The sequence below is a fragment of the Phytobacter ursingii genome (assembly GCF_001022135.1).
GTDB classification, from domain to species: Bacteria; Pseudomonadota; Gammaproteobacteria; order Enterobacterales; family Enterobacteriaceae; genus Phytobacter; species Phytobacter ursingii.
This window is the reverse complement of the sequence record NZ_CP011602.1, coordinates 2,799,053-2,817,153: the sequence shown is the minus strand read 5'-3', so window position 1 is coordinate 2,817,153 and position 18,101 is coordinate 2,799,053. Positions and strand designations below refer to the sequence as shown.

Annotated in this window: 18 protein-coding genes; 5 read left to right on the top strand and 13 right to left on the bottom strand. The window is 54.1% G+C overall.

Annotation, left to right across the window (positions count from 1 at the left end):
- Positions 1–161: 161 nt before the first annotated feature.
- Both AB182_RS16770 and AB182_RS16765 read left to right on the top strand, forming a co-directional pair.
- Complete coding sequence (locus AB182_RS16770) at positions 162–881, top strand: response regulator transcription factor (protein WP_047371092.1); 720 nt, start codon at positions 162–164, stop codon at positions 879–881.
- Complete coding sequence (locus tag AB182_RS16765; RefSeq protein WP_047371091.1) at positions 878–2,359, top strand: sensor histidine kinase; 1,482 nt, start codon at positions 878–880, stop codon at positions 2,357–2,359. The genes AB182_RS16770 and AB182_RS16765 overlap by 4 nt, the downstream gene beginning before the upstream one ends.
- A gap of 48 nt (positions 2,360–2,407) precedes the next feature.
- Here the strand turns inward: AB182_RS16765 and artJ are convergent, their stop codons facing one another.
- The 6 genes from artJ to AB182_RS16735 all read right to left on the bottom strand — a co-directional run bounded on the left by artJ (position 2,408) and on the right by AB182_RS16735 (position 6,933).
- On the bottom strand, positions 2,408–3,139 hold the full coding sequence (gene artJ, locus AB182_RS16760; protein ID WP_047371090.1) for an arginine ABC transporter substrate-binding protein ArtJ: 732 nt from the start codon (positions 3,137–3,139) through the stop codon (positions 2,408–2,410).
- 188 nt (positions 3,140–3,327) lie between these two features.
- On the bottom strand, positions 3,328–3,996 hold the full coding sequence (gene artM, locus AB182_RS16755) for an arginine ABC transporter permease ArtM (protein ID WP_047371089.1): 669 nt from the start codon (positions 3,994–3,996) through the stop codon (positions 3,328–3,330).
- The gene (gene artQ / locus AB182_RS16750) at positions 3,996–4,712 is read right to left on the bottom strand and encodes an arginine ABC transporter permease ArtQ (protein ID WP_047371088.1); all 717 of its coding nucleotides are present in this window, start codon (positions 4,710–4,712) and stop codon (positions 3,996–3,998) included. Before artQ ends, artM begins: the two co-directional genes overlap by 1 nt.
- A gap of 6 nt (positions 4,713–4,718) precedes the next feature.
- Positions 4,719–5,450, bottom strand: a complete 732-nt coding sequence (gene artI, locus AB182_RS16745; protein WP_047371087.1) for an arginine ABC transporter substrate-binding protein ArtI — start codon at positions 5,448–5,450, stop codon at positions 4,719–4,721.
- Between the two features lie 18 nt (positions 5,451–5,468).
- On the bottom strand, positions 5,469–6,197 hold the full coding sequence (gene artP, locus AB182_RS16740) for an arginine ABC transporter ATP-binding protein ArtP (RefSeq protein ID WP_047371086.1): 729 nt from the start codon (positions 6,195–6,197) through the stop codon (positions 5,469–5,471).
- A gap of 220 nt (positions 6,198–6,417) precedes the next feature.
- Positions 6,418–6,933, bottom strand: a complete 516-nt coding sequence (locus tag AB182_RS16735; RefSeq protein WP_047371085.1) for a lipoprotein — start codon at positions 6,931–6,933, stop codon at positions 6,418–6,420.
- Between the two features lie 104 nt (positions 6,934–7,037).
- Here AB182_RS16735 and AB182_RS16730 point away from each other — a divergent pair, with 104 nt between their 5' ends.
- Positions 7,038–7,358: a heavy metal-binding domain-containing protein gene (locus AB182_RS16730; RefSeq protein WP_047371084.1), complete on the top strand. Its 321-nt coding sequence runs from the start codon at positions 7,038–7,040 to the stop codon at positions 7,356–7,358.
- The gene (locus AB182_RS16725; protein WP_047371083.1) at positions 7,358–8,188 is read left to right on the top strand and encodes an N-acetylmuramoyl-L-alanine amidase; all 831 of its coding nucleotides are present in this window, start codon (positions 7,358–7,360) and stop codon (positions 8,186–8,188) included. The genes AB182_RS16730 and AB182_RS16725 overlap by 1 nt, the downstream gene beginning before the upstream one ends.
- A 21-nt stretch (positions 8,189–8,209) precedes the next feature.
- Here AB182_RS16725 and AB182_RS16720 read toward each other — a convergent pair whose 3' ends face one another.
- From AB182_RS16720 to poxB, 4 genes are all read right to left on the bottom strand, one after another.
- A complete protein-coding gene (locus AB182_RS16720) occupies positions 8,210–9,223 on the bottom strand; it encodes an NAD-dependent epimerase/dehydratase family protein (RefSeq protein WP_047371082.1) in 1,014 nt (337 codons plus the stop codon).
- 96 nt (positions 9,224–9,319) lie between these two features.
- Positions 9,320–10,756: a DUF2867 domain-containing protein gene (locus AB182_RS16715; RefSeq protein WP_047371081.1), complete on the bottom strand. Its 1,437-nt coding sequence runs from the start codon at positions 10,754–10,756 to the stop codon at positions 9,320–9,322.
- 10 nt (positions 10,757–10,766) lie between these two features.
- Positions 10,767–11,768 (bottom strand): low-specificity L-threonine aldolase, encoded by a 1,002-nt coding sequence (gene ltaE, locus AB182_RS16710; protein WP_047371080.1) that lies wholly within the window; start codon positions 11,766–11,768, stop codon positions 10,767–10,769.
- Positions 11,769–11,806: 38 nt separating this feature from the next.
- Entirely contained in the window at positions 11,807–13,525 is a 1,719-nt protein-coding gene (poxB, locus tag AB182_RS16705) for a ubiquinone-dependent pyruvate dehydrogenase (RefSeq protein WP_047371079.1), read from the bottom strand.
- A gap of 151 nt (positions 13,526–13,676) precedes the next feature.
- On the opposite strand from poxB, the gene AB182_RS16700 reads away from it, so the two are divergent.
- Positions 13,677–14,108 carry a DoxX family protein gene (locus AB182_RS16700; protein ID WP_047371078.1) on the top strand — a complete coding sequence of 144 codons (432 nt, stop codon included), beginning with the start codon at positions 13,677–13,679 and terminating at the stop codon, positions 14,106–14,108.
- Positions 14,109–14,166: 58 nt separating this feature from the next.
- On the opposite strand, the gene hcr is transcribed toward AB182_RS16700, so the two are convergent.
- The 3 genes from hcr to aqpZ all read right to left on the bottom strand — a co-directional run bounded on the left by hcr (position 14,167) and on the right by aqpZ (position 17,830).
- Positions 14,167–15,135: an NADH oxidoreductase gene (hcr, locus tag AB182_RS16695; RefSeq protein WP_047371077.1), complete on the bottom strand. Its 969-nt coding sequence runs from the start codon at positions 15,133–15,135 to the stop codon at positions 14,167–14,169.
- A gap of 10 nt (positions 15,136–15,145) precedes the next feature.
- On the bottom strand, positions 15,146–16,798 hold the full coding sequence (gene hcp / locus AB182_RS16690) for a hydroxylamine reductase (RefSeq protein WP_047371076.1): 1,653 nt from the start codon (positions 16,796–16,798) through the stop codon (positions 15,146–15,148).
- Positions 16,799–17,134: 336 nt separating this feature from the next.
- On the bottom strand, positions 17,135–17,830 hold the full coding sequence (aqpZ, locus tag AB182_RS16685; RefSeq protein ID WP_047371075.1) for an aquaporin Z: 696 nt from the start codon (positions 17,828–17,830) through the stop codon (positions 17,135–17,137).
- Positions 17,831–18,101: the final 271 nt, after the last annotated feature.

The following is an 18,101-nucleotide window of genomic DNA, read 5'->3' as shown; positions in this document are numbered from 1 at the left end:
GTCACCTGACTCTCTTGCATGAACCGGGAAAGTATGGGTGACAGGCCGCAGCTTACGCCTGGACTGATCACAACTTCCTCACGGAAATATAAATTATTTGTGATAACTCAATGCGCGACTATTGGGTAAGCTAATAAAGAGAGACGCTACCGGAACGGGCTATGGAAACCGCAAAAAAAATACTGCTGGTCGAAGATGATCGGGATATTGCTGGCCTGCTGCGGCTTAATTTGCAGGACGAGGGCTACCAGATTGTTCATGAAGAGGATGGGGCACGCGCGCTCGCCCAGCTTGAAAAGACCGACTGGGACGCGGTGATCCTCGATCTGATGCTGCCGAATGTCGACGGACTGGAGATTTGCCGCCGCATCCGCCAGATGACCCGCTATCTGCCGGTCATTATCATCAGCGCGCGAACCAGTGAGACACATCGGGTTCTGGGGCTGGAAATGGGGGCGGATGATTATCTGGCGAAGCCGTTTTCGGTACTGGAACTGGTGGCGAGGGTGAAGGCATTGTTTCGTCGCCAGGAGGCGATGGGGCGTAATCTGCGTCTTGATATGGGTAGCATTGCCTGTCACGGTTTAACCATTGACCCCCTTCCCCGCGAGGTACGTCTGCGCGGCGAGTTGATTGATCTGACGCCGCGTGAGTTCGATCTGCTCTACTGGTTTGCCCGTCACCCCGGCGAGGTTTTTTCCCGTCTGGCGCTACTCGACCAGGTGTGGGGATACCAGCATGAGGGCTATGAGCACACGGTTAATACCCATATCAATCGTCTGCGCATGAAGATCGAAAAGGACGCCGCCGCACCGGAAATTATTCTGACCGTCTGGGGTAAAGGTTATAAATTTGCCGTTTCGGAGCGTGAGGAAGAATGATGCGTCGTTTAAGCCTGACTCAGCGCCTGACGCTGGTTTTTACTGTACTACTCCTGCTCTGCGCCGCCGCAGCCTGTAGCGTGCAACTCTACAGTAGCACCCGTTATGGCGATGCGATGGTGCAACGGCTTTCTGCGGGGCTTGCTCAGCAAATTGCCAGCAGTGAGCCGCTGCTTGATTCGCAGGGCAAAGTGAATCGCCAGACGCTGAAATCCTTGTTTGATCGCCTGATGACGCTCAACCCCAGCGTCGAGCTGTACATGATCTCTGCGGAAGGTGACTTGCTGGCTGATGCCGCGCCGCCGGGGCATCTTCGTCGCGAACATATCGATATTGCCCCGTTGCAGCGCTTTTTATCCGGCGCTGCCTGGCCGGTTTACGGCGACGATCCGCGCAGTGTCGACAAACAAAAAGTCTTTAGCGTGTCGCCGATTCGCCTGGATGGTCAGTTGCGGGGTTATCTTTATATTATTCTGCAGGGCGAGAACCTGAACGCGCTGGCGGATACGGCCTGGCAAAAAGCGCTGTGGAGCGCATTGCTGTGGTCTTTGCTGTTAGTGGCGGTGTTTGGCGCGCTGGCAGGCGGTCTTACCTGGTGGTGGGTGACGCGCCCGGTGAAGAAATTGACCCGCGAGGTGCGTGGGCTGGAGCAGGACAGCATCAGCGCCATCAAGCAACTGGCGGCGCGAGTGCCGGTTCCGGGAGCGGGAAATGAAGTCGCGGTCCTGGAAAATGCCTTTATCGAGCTTTCCCGGCAGATAGCCAGCCAGTGGGATCAACTGGCGGACAATGACCGCCAGCGACGTGAGTTCGTTGCCAACATTTCGCATGATTTGCGTACCCCGCTGACCTCACTACTGGGGTATCTGGAAACCCTTTCAGTGAAGGGCGGACATGTAACGTCGGAAGAGTCGAAGCATTATTTGGGTATCGCCTTGCGCCAGGGCAACAAAGTCCGGCACCTGTCTCAACAGCTCTTTGAACTGGCGCGGCTGGAACATGGTGGCATCAAACCGCAGCCGGAACCCTTCTCGATGGCGGAGCTTCTGCAGGATGTGGCACAGAAATTCGATCTGATGGCGGAAACGCGCGACATCCGATTACTGTTGGAGTTGCCCACCAACCTGCCGCTGGTGTATGCCGATTTGTCGATGATGGAACGGGTGCTTACCAATTTGCTGGATAATGCGGTGCGCCATACGCCCAACGGTGGGAAGATTTATCTGCGCGCCCGTCAGCAGGATGACCAGCTTATTGTAGAGGTTGAGGACAACGGGGCCGGAGTACCGGGTGCGCTGCGGGCTACGTTGTTCCAGCGCCCGTCGGTGCTGGACAAGGCCAGTGCGGGAGAGTCGCGCGGCGGGCTGGGGCTGATGATTGTCCGGCGTATGCTGCAACTGCACGGTGGCGATATCCGTCTGGTGGATGCGCAACCGGGTTCCTGTTTCCGCTTTACGCTGCCGTTTCAGGGAGCGTGAGAGCATAAAAAAAGCCGCAATATGCGGCTTTTTTCTGTTTGATTCTGATTACTGCGGGAACCACTGGTCGCTGATTTTCTGGTAAGTGCCGTCAGCCTTGATGGCAGCCAGGGCTGCATTCAGTTTTTCCAGCAGGGCTTTGTTATCCGGACGTACCGCGATGCCAAGACCCGTACCGAAGTACTGCGGATCGGTTACTTTCGGGGTAGCAATACCCAGTTGCGGGTTGGTTTTCAGCCACTCGTTGACCACTGCGGTATCACCGAACACCCCATCGATACGGCCATTTTTCAGGTCGATAATCGCGTTCTGATAGCTGTCATAAGCGACCGTTTTCACTTCCGGGTGTTTGTCCTGCAGGTATTTCTGATGCGTGGTGCCGTTTTCCATACCAATACGTTTGCCTTTCAGATCGTCGAAGGTTTTATACGCATCTTTTTTGGCGATAACCACGGCGGAGTTGGCGTAGTACGGCTCGGTGAAGGAGACCTGTTTGCTACGCTCCGGGGTGATATCCATGCCGGAGATGACCGCGTCATATTTCTTGAATTTCAGAGACGGGATCAGGCTGTCAAAGGCGTGGTTAGTGAAGGTACAGTCTGCTTTCATCTGCGCGCACAGCGCGTTTGCCAGGTCGATATCAAAACCGACAATCTTGTTATTCGCATCCATGGATTCAAACGGTGGGTAGGTAGCAGAGACACCGAAATTGATTTTGTCTGCGGCGGTTGCGCCAGCAGCGAAAGAGGCAAGCAGTGCGGCCAGAATCAGTTTTTTCATTTTTGGAACTCCTGTCTGTCAATCTTATTGTTTTGCGGTTGCCGTGTCTGTGGCATGGGGCTAACAATGCCACTTAATGAATTTATATGCAATATATTTGATTAATTATTTTGTTTTCCATATAAAAAAAGCGAGCACTTAGTAAGTTACTCGCTTTCTTGTTTACTATTTATGCAGTTTTGCCAGATTTAGTTGCGGCGTTCAAATGCCAGTGCTTTACGCTCAATCAGACGCATCATCAGGGTCAGCAGACCATTAACGATAAGATAAATCGCCCCGGCAGCACCAAAGACCATTACGTCGTAAGTGCGTCCGTACAGCAACTGCCCGTGTCCCATCACTTCCATCAGCGTAATGGTATAGGCCAGCGATGTACTTTTGAACACCAGCACCACTTCGTTCGAATAGGACGATAAGGCGCGTTTGAATGCATACGGCAGCAGAATCGCCAGCGTGTCTTTCTTGCTCATCCCCAGCGCGCTACAGGACTGCCACTGGCCTTGCGGAATGGCGCGGATCGCCCCGTAAAACAGCAGCGTGGTATAGGCCGCGCTGTTCAACGAGAGCGCCAGCAAGGCACACAGCCAGGGTTCCGACAGCAGGTGCCAGATAACCGGGTATTCCTGCAGCACCGGGAACTGCCCCGGACCGTAGTAAATCAGGAAGATCTGCACCAGCAGCGGGGTGCCGGTAAACAGGGTGATGTACCCGCGCACAACCCATGACAGAACGGGCGTTTTCAGGGTCAGCACAATGGTGAAGAGCAGCGAGAGAATCAGCGCGGCAATCAGCGACGCCACGGTCAGCGTCAGACTGGTGTGCAGGCCTTTCAGCAGCTCGGGTAAGTACTCAAGCATCAGTCTGGTCTCCGTTCAAAGCGTGTAGCGCGCAGATCAATACGCTTAAGGATCCACTGACTGAGCAGGGTGACCACCAGATAAATCGCTGCCGCCACGATGTACCAGGTAAACGGCTCCTGAGTACGGGTGGCGATACTTTTGGTTTGCAACATCAGGTCATTAACGCTAATAAGCGACACCAGCGCGGTATCTTTCAACAGCACCAGCCACTGGTTGCCAAGGCCCGGCAATGCGTGACGCCACATTTGCGGCATCACCAGACGGAAGAAAATGGCGCTTTTTGACAGCCCCAGCGCCTGGCCCGATTCCCACTGACCTTGCGGTACCGCTTTTAACGCGCCGCGCAAAGTCTGCGAAGCATAGGCGGAGTAGAGCAACGACAGGGCAATCACGCCGCAGAAGAACGGGCTGACGTCAAAATTCTCGATCTGCACCTGAATCGGGATCTGAACGAATCCGAGATTGAGGGTGAAACCGTCAGAAAGGAGTAACAATAGCTGTGACGAGCCGAAATAGATAAACAGCACGACCAGGATTTCTGGTAAGCCGCGCAAAATGGTGACCAGCGCTGAGCCAGCCCACGCAACGGGACGCCATTTGGCTGACTCCCATACCGCAAAGATCATCGCCAGAACCAGGCCGATGACCAGTGCGCAAACGGCAAGGCCGACGGTCATCCCGGCGGCGCTTGCTAATGGAAAAAGTTCATTCATCAAGGATTACTTCTGGAACCATTTGTTGTAGATGGTTTCGTAGGTGCCATCTTTCTTCACTTTTTCCAGCGCAGTGTTGAATTTCTGCTGCAACTCAGTGTTGCCCTGACGAACCGCGATACCCAGGCCGGTGCCGAAGTACTCTTTATCCGTGACTTTGTCGCCAACAGCGGCCAGCTTGTCGTTCGCTTTCAGCCATTCGGTAACAACCGCCGTATCACCAAAGACGGCGTCGATACGGCCATTCTGCAGATCAAGTTTGGCATTCTGATAGCTGTCGTACGGAACGGTGGTGATTTCCGGGTGTTTATCGTTGATGAATTTCTGGTGAGTGGTGCCGTTCTGCACGCCCACTTTTTTGCCTTTCAGGGCATCAATACTGGTGTATTTCCCGGTTTGACCCACGAACAGCGCGGAGTTGTCATAGTATGGGGTGGTAAACAGAACCTGTTTCTCACGCTCCGGGGTGATGTCCATACCGGCCATCACGGCGTCGAAACGACGGAATTTCAGGCTGGGGATCAGGCTGTCGAACGCCTGGTTGGTGAAGGTACAGGTGGCATCAATCTCTTTACAGAGCGCGTTTGCCAGATCCACGTCAAAACCGACGATTTTGTTGTTGGCGTCGGTCGATTCAAACGGAGGGTAGCTTGCTTCGGTGGCGAAACGGATAGTCTGCGCTGCGGAAGCAGACAGGCTGACGCTTGCAAGCAGCGCGGCGATCAATACTTTTTTCATTGTCATTTCCCCGAGAACTCAGTGAGATAAATAATATTTAAACTCGTCGGTCTGCGGCGTGGCGAAGCAGCTCGCATCCCCTTGTTCGATAATGTGACCGTTTTCCATATAGACCACGCGGCTGGCGGTTTTGCGCGCCACTTCCACTTCATGGGTCACGATAACCTGCGTAATTCCGGTTTCTGCCAGTTCACGGATGATGCTGACGATTTGCGCGGTAATTTCCGGGTCCAGCGCGGCCGTCGGTTCATCAAACAGCAGTACCTGCGGCTCCATCATCAGGGCGCGGGCAATAGCGACACGCTGCTGCTGGCCGCCGGAAAGATGCAGCGGATAACGATCGCTGTAGGGCTTAAGACGTAAACGTTCCAGCAGTTTGTCCGCACGGGCGAGCGCCTGATCTTTACTCAGACCCAGCACGCGGCAGGGGGCTTCAATCAGGTTCTGGGCTACCGTTAAGTGCGGCCAAAGATTGTATTGCTGAAACACCATGCCCACGTTTTGACGCAAATCGCGAATCGCTTTGTCAGAAGGGGCTTTAGCAAAATCGAAATGATTGCCTGCGATGCTTAACTGACCGGAGCGCGGCATCTCAAGCAGGTTCAAAACGCGTAATAAAGAGCTCTTACCCGCGCCGCTCGGGCCAAGTAGCACAAGCGTTTCACCCTGCGGGCAGTCAAGCGTAATGTCAAAGAGCGCCTGGTGTGCGCCATAGAAGCAGTTAATGCCGTTTAATTTTATACTCATCGAGGCAATCTAATAGCAATTGAGGCCGCAAATAGTAACGTTCACAGAATAGTTATGCAATATTTGTGCGTTAAAACTTAAATATAAACCGCATTCAGACTTAAACTTAGCACAAAATACCGGGGCGTGATGGAAGCAGGTATAAATGTCGGCATTCACGAGGGAATGCCAGACATTTTGCGGGGATTAATGCATATTCCCCCTTTTCATAGGCATAACGTTATCTATGTTCAACAGACTGACGTAATGTTCCGGCCGGAGCATGGGCTGCCCCGCCGAGGTAACGCACATCATCTACTGCCCAGCACTGACCTTCACGGATCATCAGCACTTCATCCTGCCAGCTCTGAGAACCCTGGGTCAGGGTGACCCGCAGTGGGATGTTTCGCGCATCGGTGTTCGGGATCGTGGAGGCGCTGGCGACGCTGGCTTTCTCTGGCATCACGGTTCTGCTGGAGAACGGATCGGATTTCAGCAGCGTGGTGTTGCGATTATCTTTGCTGGCTGCGGTGAGCGAAGCAGCCAGATCGTCGCTCAGGTAGGGACGCAGTGCGGAAAAATCATTACTGCGGTGCTCAATGCGATAATCGTAAAATTTTTGGGCAACAGTATCGGGGCCGCCTTCGATACAAGGGCCACTGCGGGTACCGATATCCTTAAACGCTGGTGTAACCGTGGTACAGGCGCTCAGCAGCAGCGCGCACGGTAAAACGAGAGTCAAAGCAGAGTAGCGCATATTGATTTCCTTATTTTCTCTTCGGATATAACCACCTTTCAAGAATAGTGTATTGCTTCGATAATGTGCTTTATAACGCACTGAGTATCAAAAAGGAGACAATGATGCAATTTTCAACAACACCCACCCTTGAAGGCCAGCCGATTGTCGAATACTGCGGCGTGGTCACCGGCGAGGCGATTCTGGGGGCTAATATTTTTCGCGACTTTTTTGCGGGTATTCGCGATATCGTCGGCGGACGTTCAGGCGCCTATGAAAAAGAGTTGCGTAAAGCGCGTGAGATTGCGTTTTACGAGATGGGCGAACAGGCAAAAGCGCTGGGTGCGAATGCTATCGTGGGTATCGATATCGATTATGAAACGGTGGGCAAAGACAGCAGCATGCTGATGGTGAGTGTAAGCGGAACGGCGGTGAAAACACGCTGATGAGCCGTTTTTTATCCTTACTGTTATTAACGCTGCTCCTGGCGGGATGTGCGGGTGAGAAGGGGATCGTCGATAAAGACGGTTACCAGCTCGATACCCGCCGTCAGGCGCAGGCGGCGTACCCACGTATCAAAGTGCTGGTGGTGCACTACACGGCGGATGATTTTGATGTTTCGCTGGCGACGCTCACGGATAAGCAGGTGAGTTCGCACTATTTAATTCCGGCGCATCCCCCTGTACACCACGGTAAGCCACGTATCTGGCAACTGGTGCCAGAAAGTGAGCTGGCCTGGCATGCGGGTATCAGCTACTGGCGTAACGCGACGCGAATCAATGACACCTCTATCGGTATTGAGCTGGAAAACCGTGGCTGGCAAAACGTGGCAGGGGAAAAGCGGTTTACTCCCTTTGAGCCTGAACAAATTGCCGCGCTGGTGCCGCTGATGAAAGACATTGTCAGCCGTTACAATATCCCGCCGCAGAACGTGGTGGCGCATGCAGATATCGCCCCACAGCGCAAAGATGATCCGGGGCCGCTTTTCCCGTGGCGTGAACTGGCGGCACAGGGGATAGGGGCATGGCCGGATGCCGCGCGTGTGGCATTTTATCTGAATGGGCGCTCGCCGTATGAAGCGGTGGATACCGCCTCACTGCTCGATCTGCTGGCGCGCTATGGTTACGAAGTGAAACCGGACATGACCCCAGCGCAACAAAAAAGGGTGATCATGGCTTTTCAAATGCATTTCCGGCCCGCACTGTGGAGCGGGGTTGCTGATGCGCAAACGCAGGCGATTGCCGAGGCGTTGCTGGAAAAATATGGTCAGGGGTGACGATGTGTATGGGAAGTCCGTTTAGCGCGGTAACTTGCCATGGTCGCGCAGCCAGTATGCGGTGCGCGAAATGCCTTCATCAACGCTGATAACCGGCTCATAGCCGAGCTCGTCTTTTGCCCGGCGGATATCCAGCGTGAAATCAAAGTTCAGCTTGGATACCCCATAATGGGTGAGGGCAGGTTCTTTCGCTGATTTGTCGCCGAAACGTTCCATACTGCGTGCGATCATATCCAGCATCGCATAAGGCACGGAGCGGATGCGGCAGTCCATCCCCAAATCGTCAATCAACTTTTGCACGATGCTGCGTAAAGTGCGCGGCTCGCCGTTGGTGATGTTGTACGCTCGCCCGGAGGGGAGCGCATCACAGGCGGGCTGGCTTGCCAGCCACATCGCATGTACCGCGTTTTCGTAGTAGGTCATATCGACCAGCGCTTGCCCACCGCGCGGCAATAAGATACTGCGGTAGTGGTGCATCATCTGCGCCAGGCGGGGGATGAAAACTTTATCGTGCGGCCCGAACAGACTCTGCGGGCGTAAAACCGTAAATCGCGTGTTGGGGTTGGCCTGCGCGAGCAGTTGAATCACCTCTTCGCTGGCGGCTTTGCTGCGGGCGAACTCGTTGGCTAAACGCGCCGGACGGAAATCCTCACGGATGTCGTGATGATGGTGATAGTCGAAATAAAGCGAAGGCGATGAAATATGGATGAAGTTGCGTACGCCCCAGGCCACGGCCCATTCGCCAAGGCGACGGGTTGCCCGGACATTTGCCAGGTCGAACGCTGCCTGAGTACCCCAGGGAGAGGTAAAACTGGAGCAGTGCCACAGGGTATCCACGCCGGCGAGCATCATTTTGGCCTGCGAAGAGACCAGCTCGGTCAGATCGGCGTGAATAAACTCAGCGCCCATTTTTGTCAGCAACTCACCCATGGCTTTGTTGCGGCCCGTTGCGCGTACGCTAATGCCTTTTTGACGCAAATATTCGACGGCGTTTCGGCCTAAACCGCTGGTTGCGCCTGTGACCAGAACCTTCATAGCAATCCACTATAGTGACCCGCAATCATTGCGTGCGCATTCTTCCGTGAAATACGGCGGTATGCAATGGGAAACGTGAAAGAATAATGTCTGAATTTACTTTTTTTCTGCGTTTTGTTCTGCCAGTCGCGCAATACGCCGTGCCATGCCCCGAAAAATAAACAGATGTGCGGGGATCATCAGTAACCAGTAGAGGAGCCCGGGCATACCGTGTGGATGCCACCAGGCGCGCACATCGAGCAGGCGGTGATGGCCTTTGTCGGTGAGGGTAAAGCTCAGGCGACCGAGCCCCGGCGCTTTCATCCCAAACAGCAGTGCCAGTTGCTCTTGCGGCTCGGCGATAATCACTTTCCAGCTATCGACCTGATCGCCTGGCTGCAAAAACGGACGTTGCGGACGGCCTTTCGCCAGACGATGGCCGATCAGATGGTCCAGCGCGGCGCGGGTTTGCCAGAGAATATTGCCAAAAAAGTAGCGCTCTTTACCGCCGATCTGGTTAACCACCGCCCACAGCGCGTCGAGGCTGGCGGCGGTTTCAACAGTAAAGCCCGCCTGTTTGGGAAAATAGCCGTATTGTGGACGCCAGCGCGCAAATGCCTGCGGGGAGTAGCCCCAGTCGCTGGAATTCACCAGTTTCTCTTCTTCGCGAAGCGTGCGACGAAGCGCCTCATCGAAAGTGATCAGGGTTTGCGGGATGAGTTCGCGAAGGGGACCATCGTCAGCCAGCAAGTCGTGCTTTAAGCCCTGAATCAGCGCGCGCGCGATGGTCGGCGGCACCGACGTAATGACCTGTAAAAACCAGACAGAGATAAGCCGGGTGGGGAGAGGGATGGGGATCAGCGGCCGGGTCACGCCGCTGACCGCCATAAAGTGTTCAAACTGTTGCTGGTAGCTCAGCGTTTCGGGGCCGGCGGCCTCGAAAACCCGATGCTCCTGCGGCGGGTGGTGGCGCAACTCCAGCAGATAGTGCAGCAGATTCTCTAGCGCAATAGGGGTCGTACGTGAACGTACCCACAGCGGCGGCGTCAATACCGGCAGGTTGTAAACCATATCGCGCATCACTTCAAACGCGGCCGAACCTGCGCCAACGATAATTCCGGCGCGCAGTTCCGTAACAGGAACACCCGCGTCACGCAGGATATCGCCGGTGAGCTGGCGGGCAATCAGGTGACTGGAATCACTGGATCCTTTGGCCTGCAGTGAGCTGAGAAAAATCACCTGCCGGACCGGGCATTGCCGCAGCGCATCGCGCACGTTGAGGGCTATTTGTCGCTCCTGGGCGACAAAATCGCCGCTCTCGCCCATGCTGTGCACCAGGAAATAGAGCGTATCGATACCCTCAAGCAACGCCGGCAGATTGTCCGGCCAGATAAGATCCGTTTCATAGCAGCTTACCCCCGGCAACTGCTGCTTTTGCAGACGAGAGAGTTGGCGTGCCACCGCGAGAATCTCATGACCCTGCTGACTTAACGCCTGGATCAGGTGCTGACCAATGTAGCCACTGGCCCCGAGCACCAGAATACGTTGCGACACACCCGACTCCTTAACGCTGCAAAAACGCCTGCCAGTGCGAAACGACATTGGCAAGCTGCTCGCGGCTGACGTCCAGATGGGTCACCAGGCGTACAATCGGTGAAGCGTTAATCAGTACATCGCGTTCAAGCATAAAGGCACCGAGCGCCGCCGCGTTTTCTTCCCCTACGCGGACAAACAGCATATTGGTGTCATTGCGCATCACGTCGGCGCCAATTTCACGCAACTGCGTCGCCAGCCAGGCTGCGTTGTCGTGATCTTCTTTTAGTCGCTGGACATTATGCTCAAGCGCGTAGAGACCGGCTGCCGCCAGTATCCCGGCCTGACGCATGCCACCGCCGGTCATTTTACGCCAGCGAATGGCGCGCCTGATGTAGTCCTTACTTCCCACCAGCAGTGACCCGACAGGCGTGCCAAGACCTTTGGAGAGGCAAATGGTGAACGAGTCGCAGTATTGAGTGATGTCGCGCAGCGCGCAGCCATATTCCACTACGGCATTGAAAATGCGTGCGCCATCAACGTGCAACGCAAGGTTATGCTGACGGGTGAATTCCCACGCCTGGCGCAGGTAGTCTCGCGGCAGGACTTTCCCGTTGTGGGTGTTTTCCAGGCTTAGCAGCCGGGTGCGGGCAAAGTGGATATCGTCCGGTTTGATCTTCATGGCCACTTTATCGAGCGGCAGGCTGCCGTCAGGCGCAGCGTCGATCGGCTGTGGCTGGATACTGCCCAGTACTGCGGCGCCACCGGCTTCGTAGAGGTAATTGTGCGCGGCCTGACCGACAATGTACTCTTCCCCTCGCTCGCAATGGCTGAGCAACGCCACCAGGTTTGCCTGGGTACCCGTAGGCAAAAACAACGCCGCTTCCTTGCCACCCAGTTCCGCCGCGTAACGCTGCAGTTCATTGACGGTCGGGTCATCCCCGTAAACATCGTCCCCGACCGGCGCTGTCAGCATCTGTTCCAGCATGGCGCGCCCCGGACGGGTAACGGTATCACTGCGTAAATCGATCACGATAATTTCCTTATTTACTGGCGGTAGTGCCTCCTGTTTTACCTGAGCCAGTTCGTTTTCGCCAGTTCCATCACCTCATCGCCGCGTCCGTTGATAATGGCGCGCAACATATAAAGGCTAAAGCCTTTGGCCTGTTCCAGTTTGATTTGTGGCGGGATAGCCAGCTCTTCTTTCGCTACCACTACATCGACCAGCACCGGGCCATCAATCGAAAACGCCCGCTGGAGCGCTTCATCCACATCGGCGGATTTTTCCACCCGGATACCGGTTATCCCGCATGCTTCGGCAATACGGGCGAAATTGGTATCGTGCAGCTCTGTACCATCGGTGAGGTAGCCACCGGCTTTCATCTCCATCGCCACAAAACCGAGCACACTATTGTTAAAAACGATGATTTTGACAGGCAGCTTCATCTGCACCACGGAGAGAAAATCCCCCATCAGCATGCTAAAACCGCCATCGCCGCACATCGCCACCACCTGGCGTTGCGGATGCGTCGCTTTCGCCCCCAGAGCCTGCGGCATCGCATTGGCCATCGACCCGTGGTTGAACGACCCCAGCAGACGGCGCTTACCGTTCATTTTCAGATAACGTGCGGCCCAGACGGTAGGTGTGCCTACATCGCAGGTGAAGATGGCGTCGTCGCTGGCGAAGTGGCTAATCTGTTGCGCCAGATATTGCGGATGGATGGCTTTTTCACTGGGTTTTGCCAGATCGTCCAGGCCCTTGCGTGCATCACGGTAATGCTCCAGCGCTTTGTCCAGAAAGCGACGATCGGTTTTTTCTTCCAGCAGCGGAAGCAGGGCGGTGAGGGTGGCATTAATATCGCCCACCAGCGCCATATCTACTTTACTGTGTGCGCCAATACTGCCCGGATTGATATCAATCTGAATGATTTTGGCATCCGTGGGATAAAAGGCGCGATAGGGGAACTGGGTACCGAGCAGGATTAACGTATCGGCATTCATCATGGTATGGAAACCCGATGAGAAGCCAATTAACCCGGTCATACCGACATCGTACGGGTTGTCATACTCCACATGTTCTTTACCGCGCATGGCATGCACAACAGGGGCTTTCAGTTTACCGGCAAATTCAATCAGCGCACGGTGCGCGCCCGCGCAACCGCTGCCGCACATCAGGGCAATATTGCTGGAATAACGCAGCAGCTGCGCCAGTTTTTTTAATTCTTCCTCCGTGGGCACCACGACTGGTTGCGGAGCCGGATACCAGTGGCTGCTGGCGGTCTCCGGCGCCGGTTTCAACGCCACATCGCCGGGTAAGACGACGACGGAAACGCCACGATTAAGCACGGCTTTGCGCATGGCGATGGCCAGCACCTGCGGGATCTGTTCGGGTGTGGAGACAAGCTCACAATAGTGGCTGCATTCACGGAACAACTCTTGCGGGTGGGTCTCCTGAAAATAACCGCTGCCGATTTCGCTGGAGGGAATATGGGCGGCAATCGCCAGCACCGGCACGTGGTTGCGATGACAGTCGAACAGCCCGTTAATCAGATGCAGGTTGCCAGGCCCACAGGAACCCGCACAGACCGCCAGCTCACCGGTGAGTTGTGCTTCCGCGCCTGCCGCAAAGGCGGCGACCTCTTCATGACGTGTCGACATCCAGTCAATGGTGCCCATGCGGTTAAGGCTGTCACTCAATCCGTTTAACGAATCTCCGGTTACCCCCCAAATGCGTTTCACGCCTGCCTGTTCAAGTGTACTGGCGATATATGCGGCCACAGTCTGTTTCATCGTTACGCCTCCATGTTGTTGTTCCGTCTACAAGCGTAGTCGATGAAATGTCATTAATTGTGCGTAAATTGCCCCTAATTAGTTAGGGCTTTATTTATTTTCATATTAGGAATAATCTGCTTTTGTCGAATAAAAATAGGAATCATTTCAAATGGTTAAATCATTGTTAAATTCTGTTAATAAGATGTTTGCACATGAAGATTTTGGGCGTCTGCTGCTGCGTTTGACGGTGGGTGGATTAATGTTGTTCCACGGCCTTCATAAACTCATTGGCGGCATTGATGGCATTGCGGGGATGCTGGTGGCGAAAGGTTTACCGGGTTTTATCGCGTATGGCGTGCTGATCGGGGAAGTGGTTTGCCCGGCCCTGATTATTCTCGGCATTCTGCTGCGACCAGCGGCCCTGGTACTGGCCTTTACGATGGTGGTTGCATGGCTGATGGTCGACGTAAGCGCCACCTTTGAATTGGAAAAAACCGGCGCATGGGCGATTGAAAGCCTGGTCTATTTCTTTGTTGCGGCGCTGGCACTGGCCTTCCTGGGCGCGGGGCGTTACTCCGTTGCGCCAGCTGAGTGGCGTTGAGGCATAAAAAAAGCCCTTCCTGAAAAGGAAGGGCTTTCGCTTATCAGGATTCTGGCGTTTATGCCAGAACCAGATCGCTTTCCGGGTGGCAGGAGCAGGCCAGAACATACCCCTCAGCAATTTCCTGTGGTGTCAGTGTCATGGTGCTGGTGACGCTGTACTTACCGGATATCACCTTCGTTTTGCACGAACCACAGACACCTGCGCGACAGGCGGCATTGACCGGCACCTTGTTACTTTCGAATGCTTCCAGCAATGTGGTGCCAACCGGGCCGTAAAACGCTTTCGCGGGTTGCAGTTTCGTAAATTTCAGCCCGCTGGTTGCCGCTTCGGCCACGGGGGTGAAGAACTTCTCATTAAAGAACTGCGTCACGCCCAGCGCCTTAACATCCTTCTCTACCTGGTCCATATACGGCGCAGGCCCGCAGGTCATGACAGTACGCGCGGCAAGGTCCGGGACGCTGCGCAGGATCTCTTGTGTCAGACGACCAGCAAGGTAGCCTGCGGTTGCGTTGTTTTCCGCCACCAGCGTTACCGGGTAGTTTTGCCACTCACTAGCAAAAATCACATCCTGCGGTGAGCGCACGCTAAAAATAACCTGCACATCAGCCTGCGGGCGGTATTTTGCCAGCCAGCGGCGCATCGACATGATTGGTGTTACCCCGCAGCCCGCCGCCAGCAAGAGCAATTTATCGCTGGCCTTGTTGTCGCAGGTAAATTCCCCTTGCGCATCAGACAGCCAGAGATAATCGCCGCGTTTGACGTCTCGCGTCAGCCACTCTGAGCCCAGACCGCCATCGAGACGACGGATAGTCAACGTGATGTACTCACTCACTCCCGGCGTGGAGGAGAGGGTATACGCACGCATCTGCTCAGCGCTGTTGCGAATACTCACCAGCGCATACTGGCCGGCACGGTACGGGTAATAATCATGGCATAACAGCGACAGCGTCCAGACATCCGGTGTTTCTTGTTGGATATGGTGAACCTGCATACGCCACGGACACTGCGGGGTTGGCATCGTCATTCTCTGCTCCTTATGCGCCCAGTAACTGCTGCATATCCTGCTCTACGGTCGTGATGGAACGCAGACCGAATTTCTCATTCAGTACCGCCAGCAGATCCGGTGTCAGGAAGCCAGGTGCGGTTGGCCCGGTCACGATATTAGTCACGCCCAAAGACAGCAGCGTCAGCAGAATGACGATCGCTTTTTGCTCAAACCAGGAGAGCACCAGCGACAGCGGCAGGTCGTTCACGCCGCAGCCCAGTTTCTCTGCCAGCGTGACGGCAAGAATAATGGCCGAGTAGGCGTCGTTACATTGACCGGCATCGATCAGGCGCGGCAGACCTTCGATAGTGCCGAAGTCCAGCTTGTTAAAGCGGTATTTTCCGCAGGCCAGGGTCAGGATCAAACAGTCATCCGGTACGCTGGTGGCGAAATCGGTGAAATAGTTACGTTCACCGCGTGCGCCATCGCAGCCGCCCAGCAGGAAGACGTGACGCAGTTTTTCGCGGCTTACCAGATCAATCAAGGTATCCACTGCACCCAGCAGTGTCTGACGGCCAAAACCAACGGTGATCAAATGTTCGATTTCACTGTACGGGAAGCCCGCCAGTTGTTTTGCCTGATCGATAACCGGAGTGAAGTCATCGCCTTCCAGATGGTTCACGCCCGGCCAGCCGACGATGCTGCGGGTCCAGATGCGGTCATCATAGGCACCGACGGTCGGGTCAATGATGCAGTTAGAGGTCATCACGATGGGGCCTGGGAAACGGGCAAATTCAACCTGCTGGTTCTGCCAGCCGCTACCGTAGTTACCGACCAGATGTTTATATTTGCGCAGTTCCGGATAGCCATGGGCTGGCAACATTTCGCCGTGGGTATAGACGTTAACACCCGTGCCTTCGGTCTGTTGCAACAGGTTATGCAGGTCTTTCAGGTCATGTCCGGAAATCAGGATGCATTTACCGGCAACAGCCTTCACGTTGACCTGAGTCGGGGTCGGGTGGCCATAGGCGGTCGTTTCGCCCGCATCCAGGATGCTCATCACTTTAAAGTTCATCTGACCGATTTCCATCGAGCAGTTGAGCAGGGCGTTCATGTCAGCAGGCCAGGTGCCCAGCCACGCCATAATTTTATGGTACTGCGCGTAAATCTCGTTGTCGTACTGGCCGAGAACATGCGCGTGCTCCATATAGGCTGCGGCCCCTTTCAGACCGTACAGGCACAGCAGGCGCAGGCCGAGAATATTTTCGCCAATCACCGCTTTATCAATATTGGGTGTGAACGCAGCCGCCTGGCGCTGCAGGTCGCCCAGATCGTCGCTGACCAGTTGCAGATCTGCCATCGGGTTATCGACAGCGGCTGCCGGGTCTTTGCTCAGGCACTGTGTTTTTAACGCGTCACGATAAGCAATCGCTTCACGCGCATAGCCGACGATACGGACAGAATCGAAGTTGACGTTGGTCAGCGTGGAGAAGAATGCGCGCGGGGCAAAGTTATCGATTTCGTGATCGATAATGCCATATTCACGCGCTTTGCTGGCCCAGGCAGACAGCCCTTGCAGCGCGGCGATCAGAAGATCCTGGAGGTCCGATGTTTCGGCCGTTTTGCCGCACATACCTTGCGCATACGCGCAGCCGTCACCAGCCGGGGTACGGATGGTCTGTTCACATTGCACACAAAACATAGTCACACCCTATAAATTAAAGTTATATTTGAAATACATGTTTAAGATTATGCTGCTCCCGAAAGGCTTAAAAGATGTTTTTTATGCAATGTGCAGGGAGATTGATTTAGCGCAATTTTAGTGTCGGCAATCTACCGCTTAGGGAGTAAATGTTAAAAGAGAAGGCGCACTGAATAATAAAGAGAATGATTAGCGATACCGCAGATTGCGAAGATACCGGCGTCTTTCTTGTGCGAAAAATGCCGGTTGCCGCTTCAATACAGAAGCGGGGGCTGAGATCAGGCAAAGCAAAATGTATACATAAATTAAGCCAATAATTTATTGGCTTAAATTGAATTAATCTCGTTTTTCCAGCAGCGTACGATACAACATACCGCCAAGGATGCCGCCAATAATGGGCATTGCCCAAAATAGCCATAATTGATTCAACGCCCAGCCACCCTGAAAAAGTGCCACGGCGGTGCTACGAGCTGGATTAACAGAGGTATTTGTTACAGGGATACTGATTAAATGTATCAGCGTTAAAGCAAGACCGATGGCGACAGGAGCAAAGCCAGCAGGTGCATATTTATCCGTTGCACCAAGAATAACTAACAGGAATCCACAGGTGAGTACAATTTCAATAATGATGGCGGAGGTCATAGAATATTGACCGGGCGAATGTTCGCCGTAGCCATTTGATGCAAAGCCGCTGGCGGCAGCATCAAAGCCCGCTTTACCACTTGCAATCAGGTATAGCACGCCGGCAGCAATTATCCCGCCAACCAGTTGAGCAATGATATAACCGATAATCTCTTTTGCCGGGAAACGACCGCCAGCCCATAATCCCAGAGTTACGGCAGGATTAAAATGTCCACCAGAAATATGCCCGACAGCGTAAGCCATCGTTAATACGGTTAAACCAAATGCCAGCGCTACGCCGACAAAACCAATTCCCAGCTCAGGAAATGCAGCGGCTAATACCGCACTTCCGCAACCACCAAATACCAGCCAGAATGTACCGAAACATTCTGCCGCTAATTTTATAAACATAATATCCTCAATGAATTTTTACGTCCTGTGAAGACAGCCATAAACATTTCGCTGGCTGTTACGTCACAATTTTAGAAATAATGGCGAGTGAGAACCAGCCAAATAAATGGCTTTAATTTGATTTAGGGCAAGGTGATGATAATAGCGTTACGCTGCACGAAAAAACGCAGTGAATAATAATTTCGAATGAAAGACCCAATTCGGTAAGAAATAAATCAGAAGCGCGTCGATAAGCTGAATCATGTTCATGGATGCTTAATCTATGATAAAT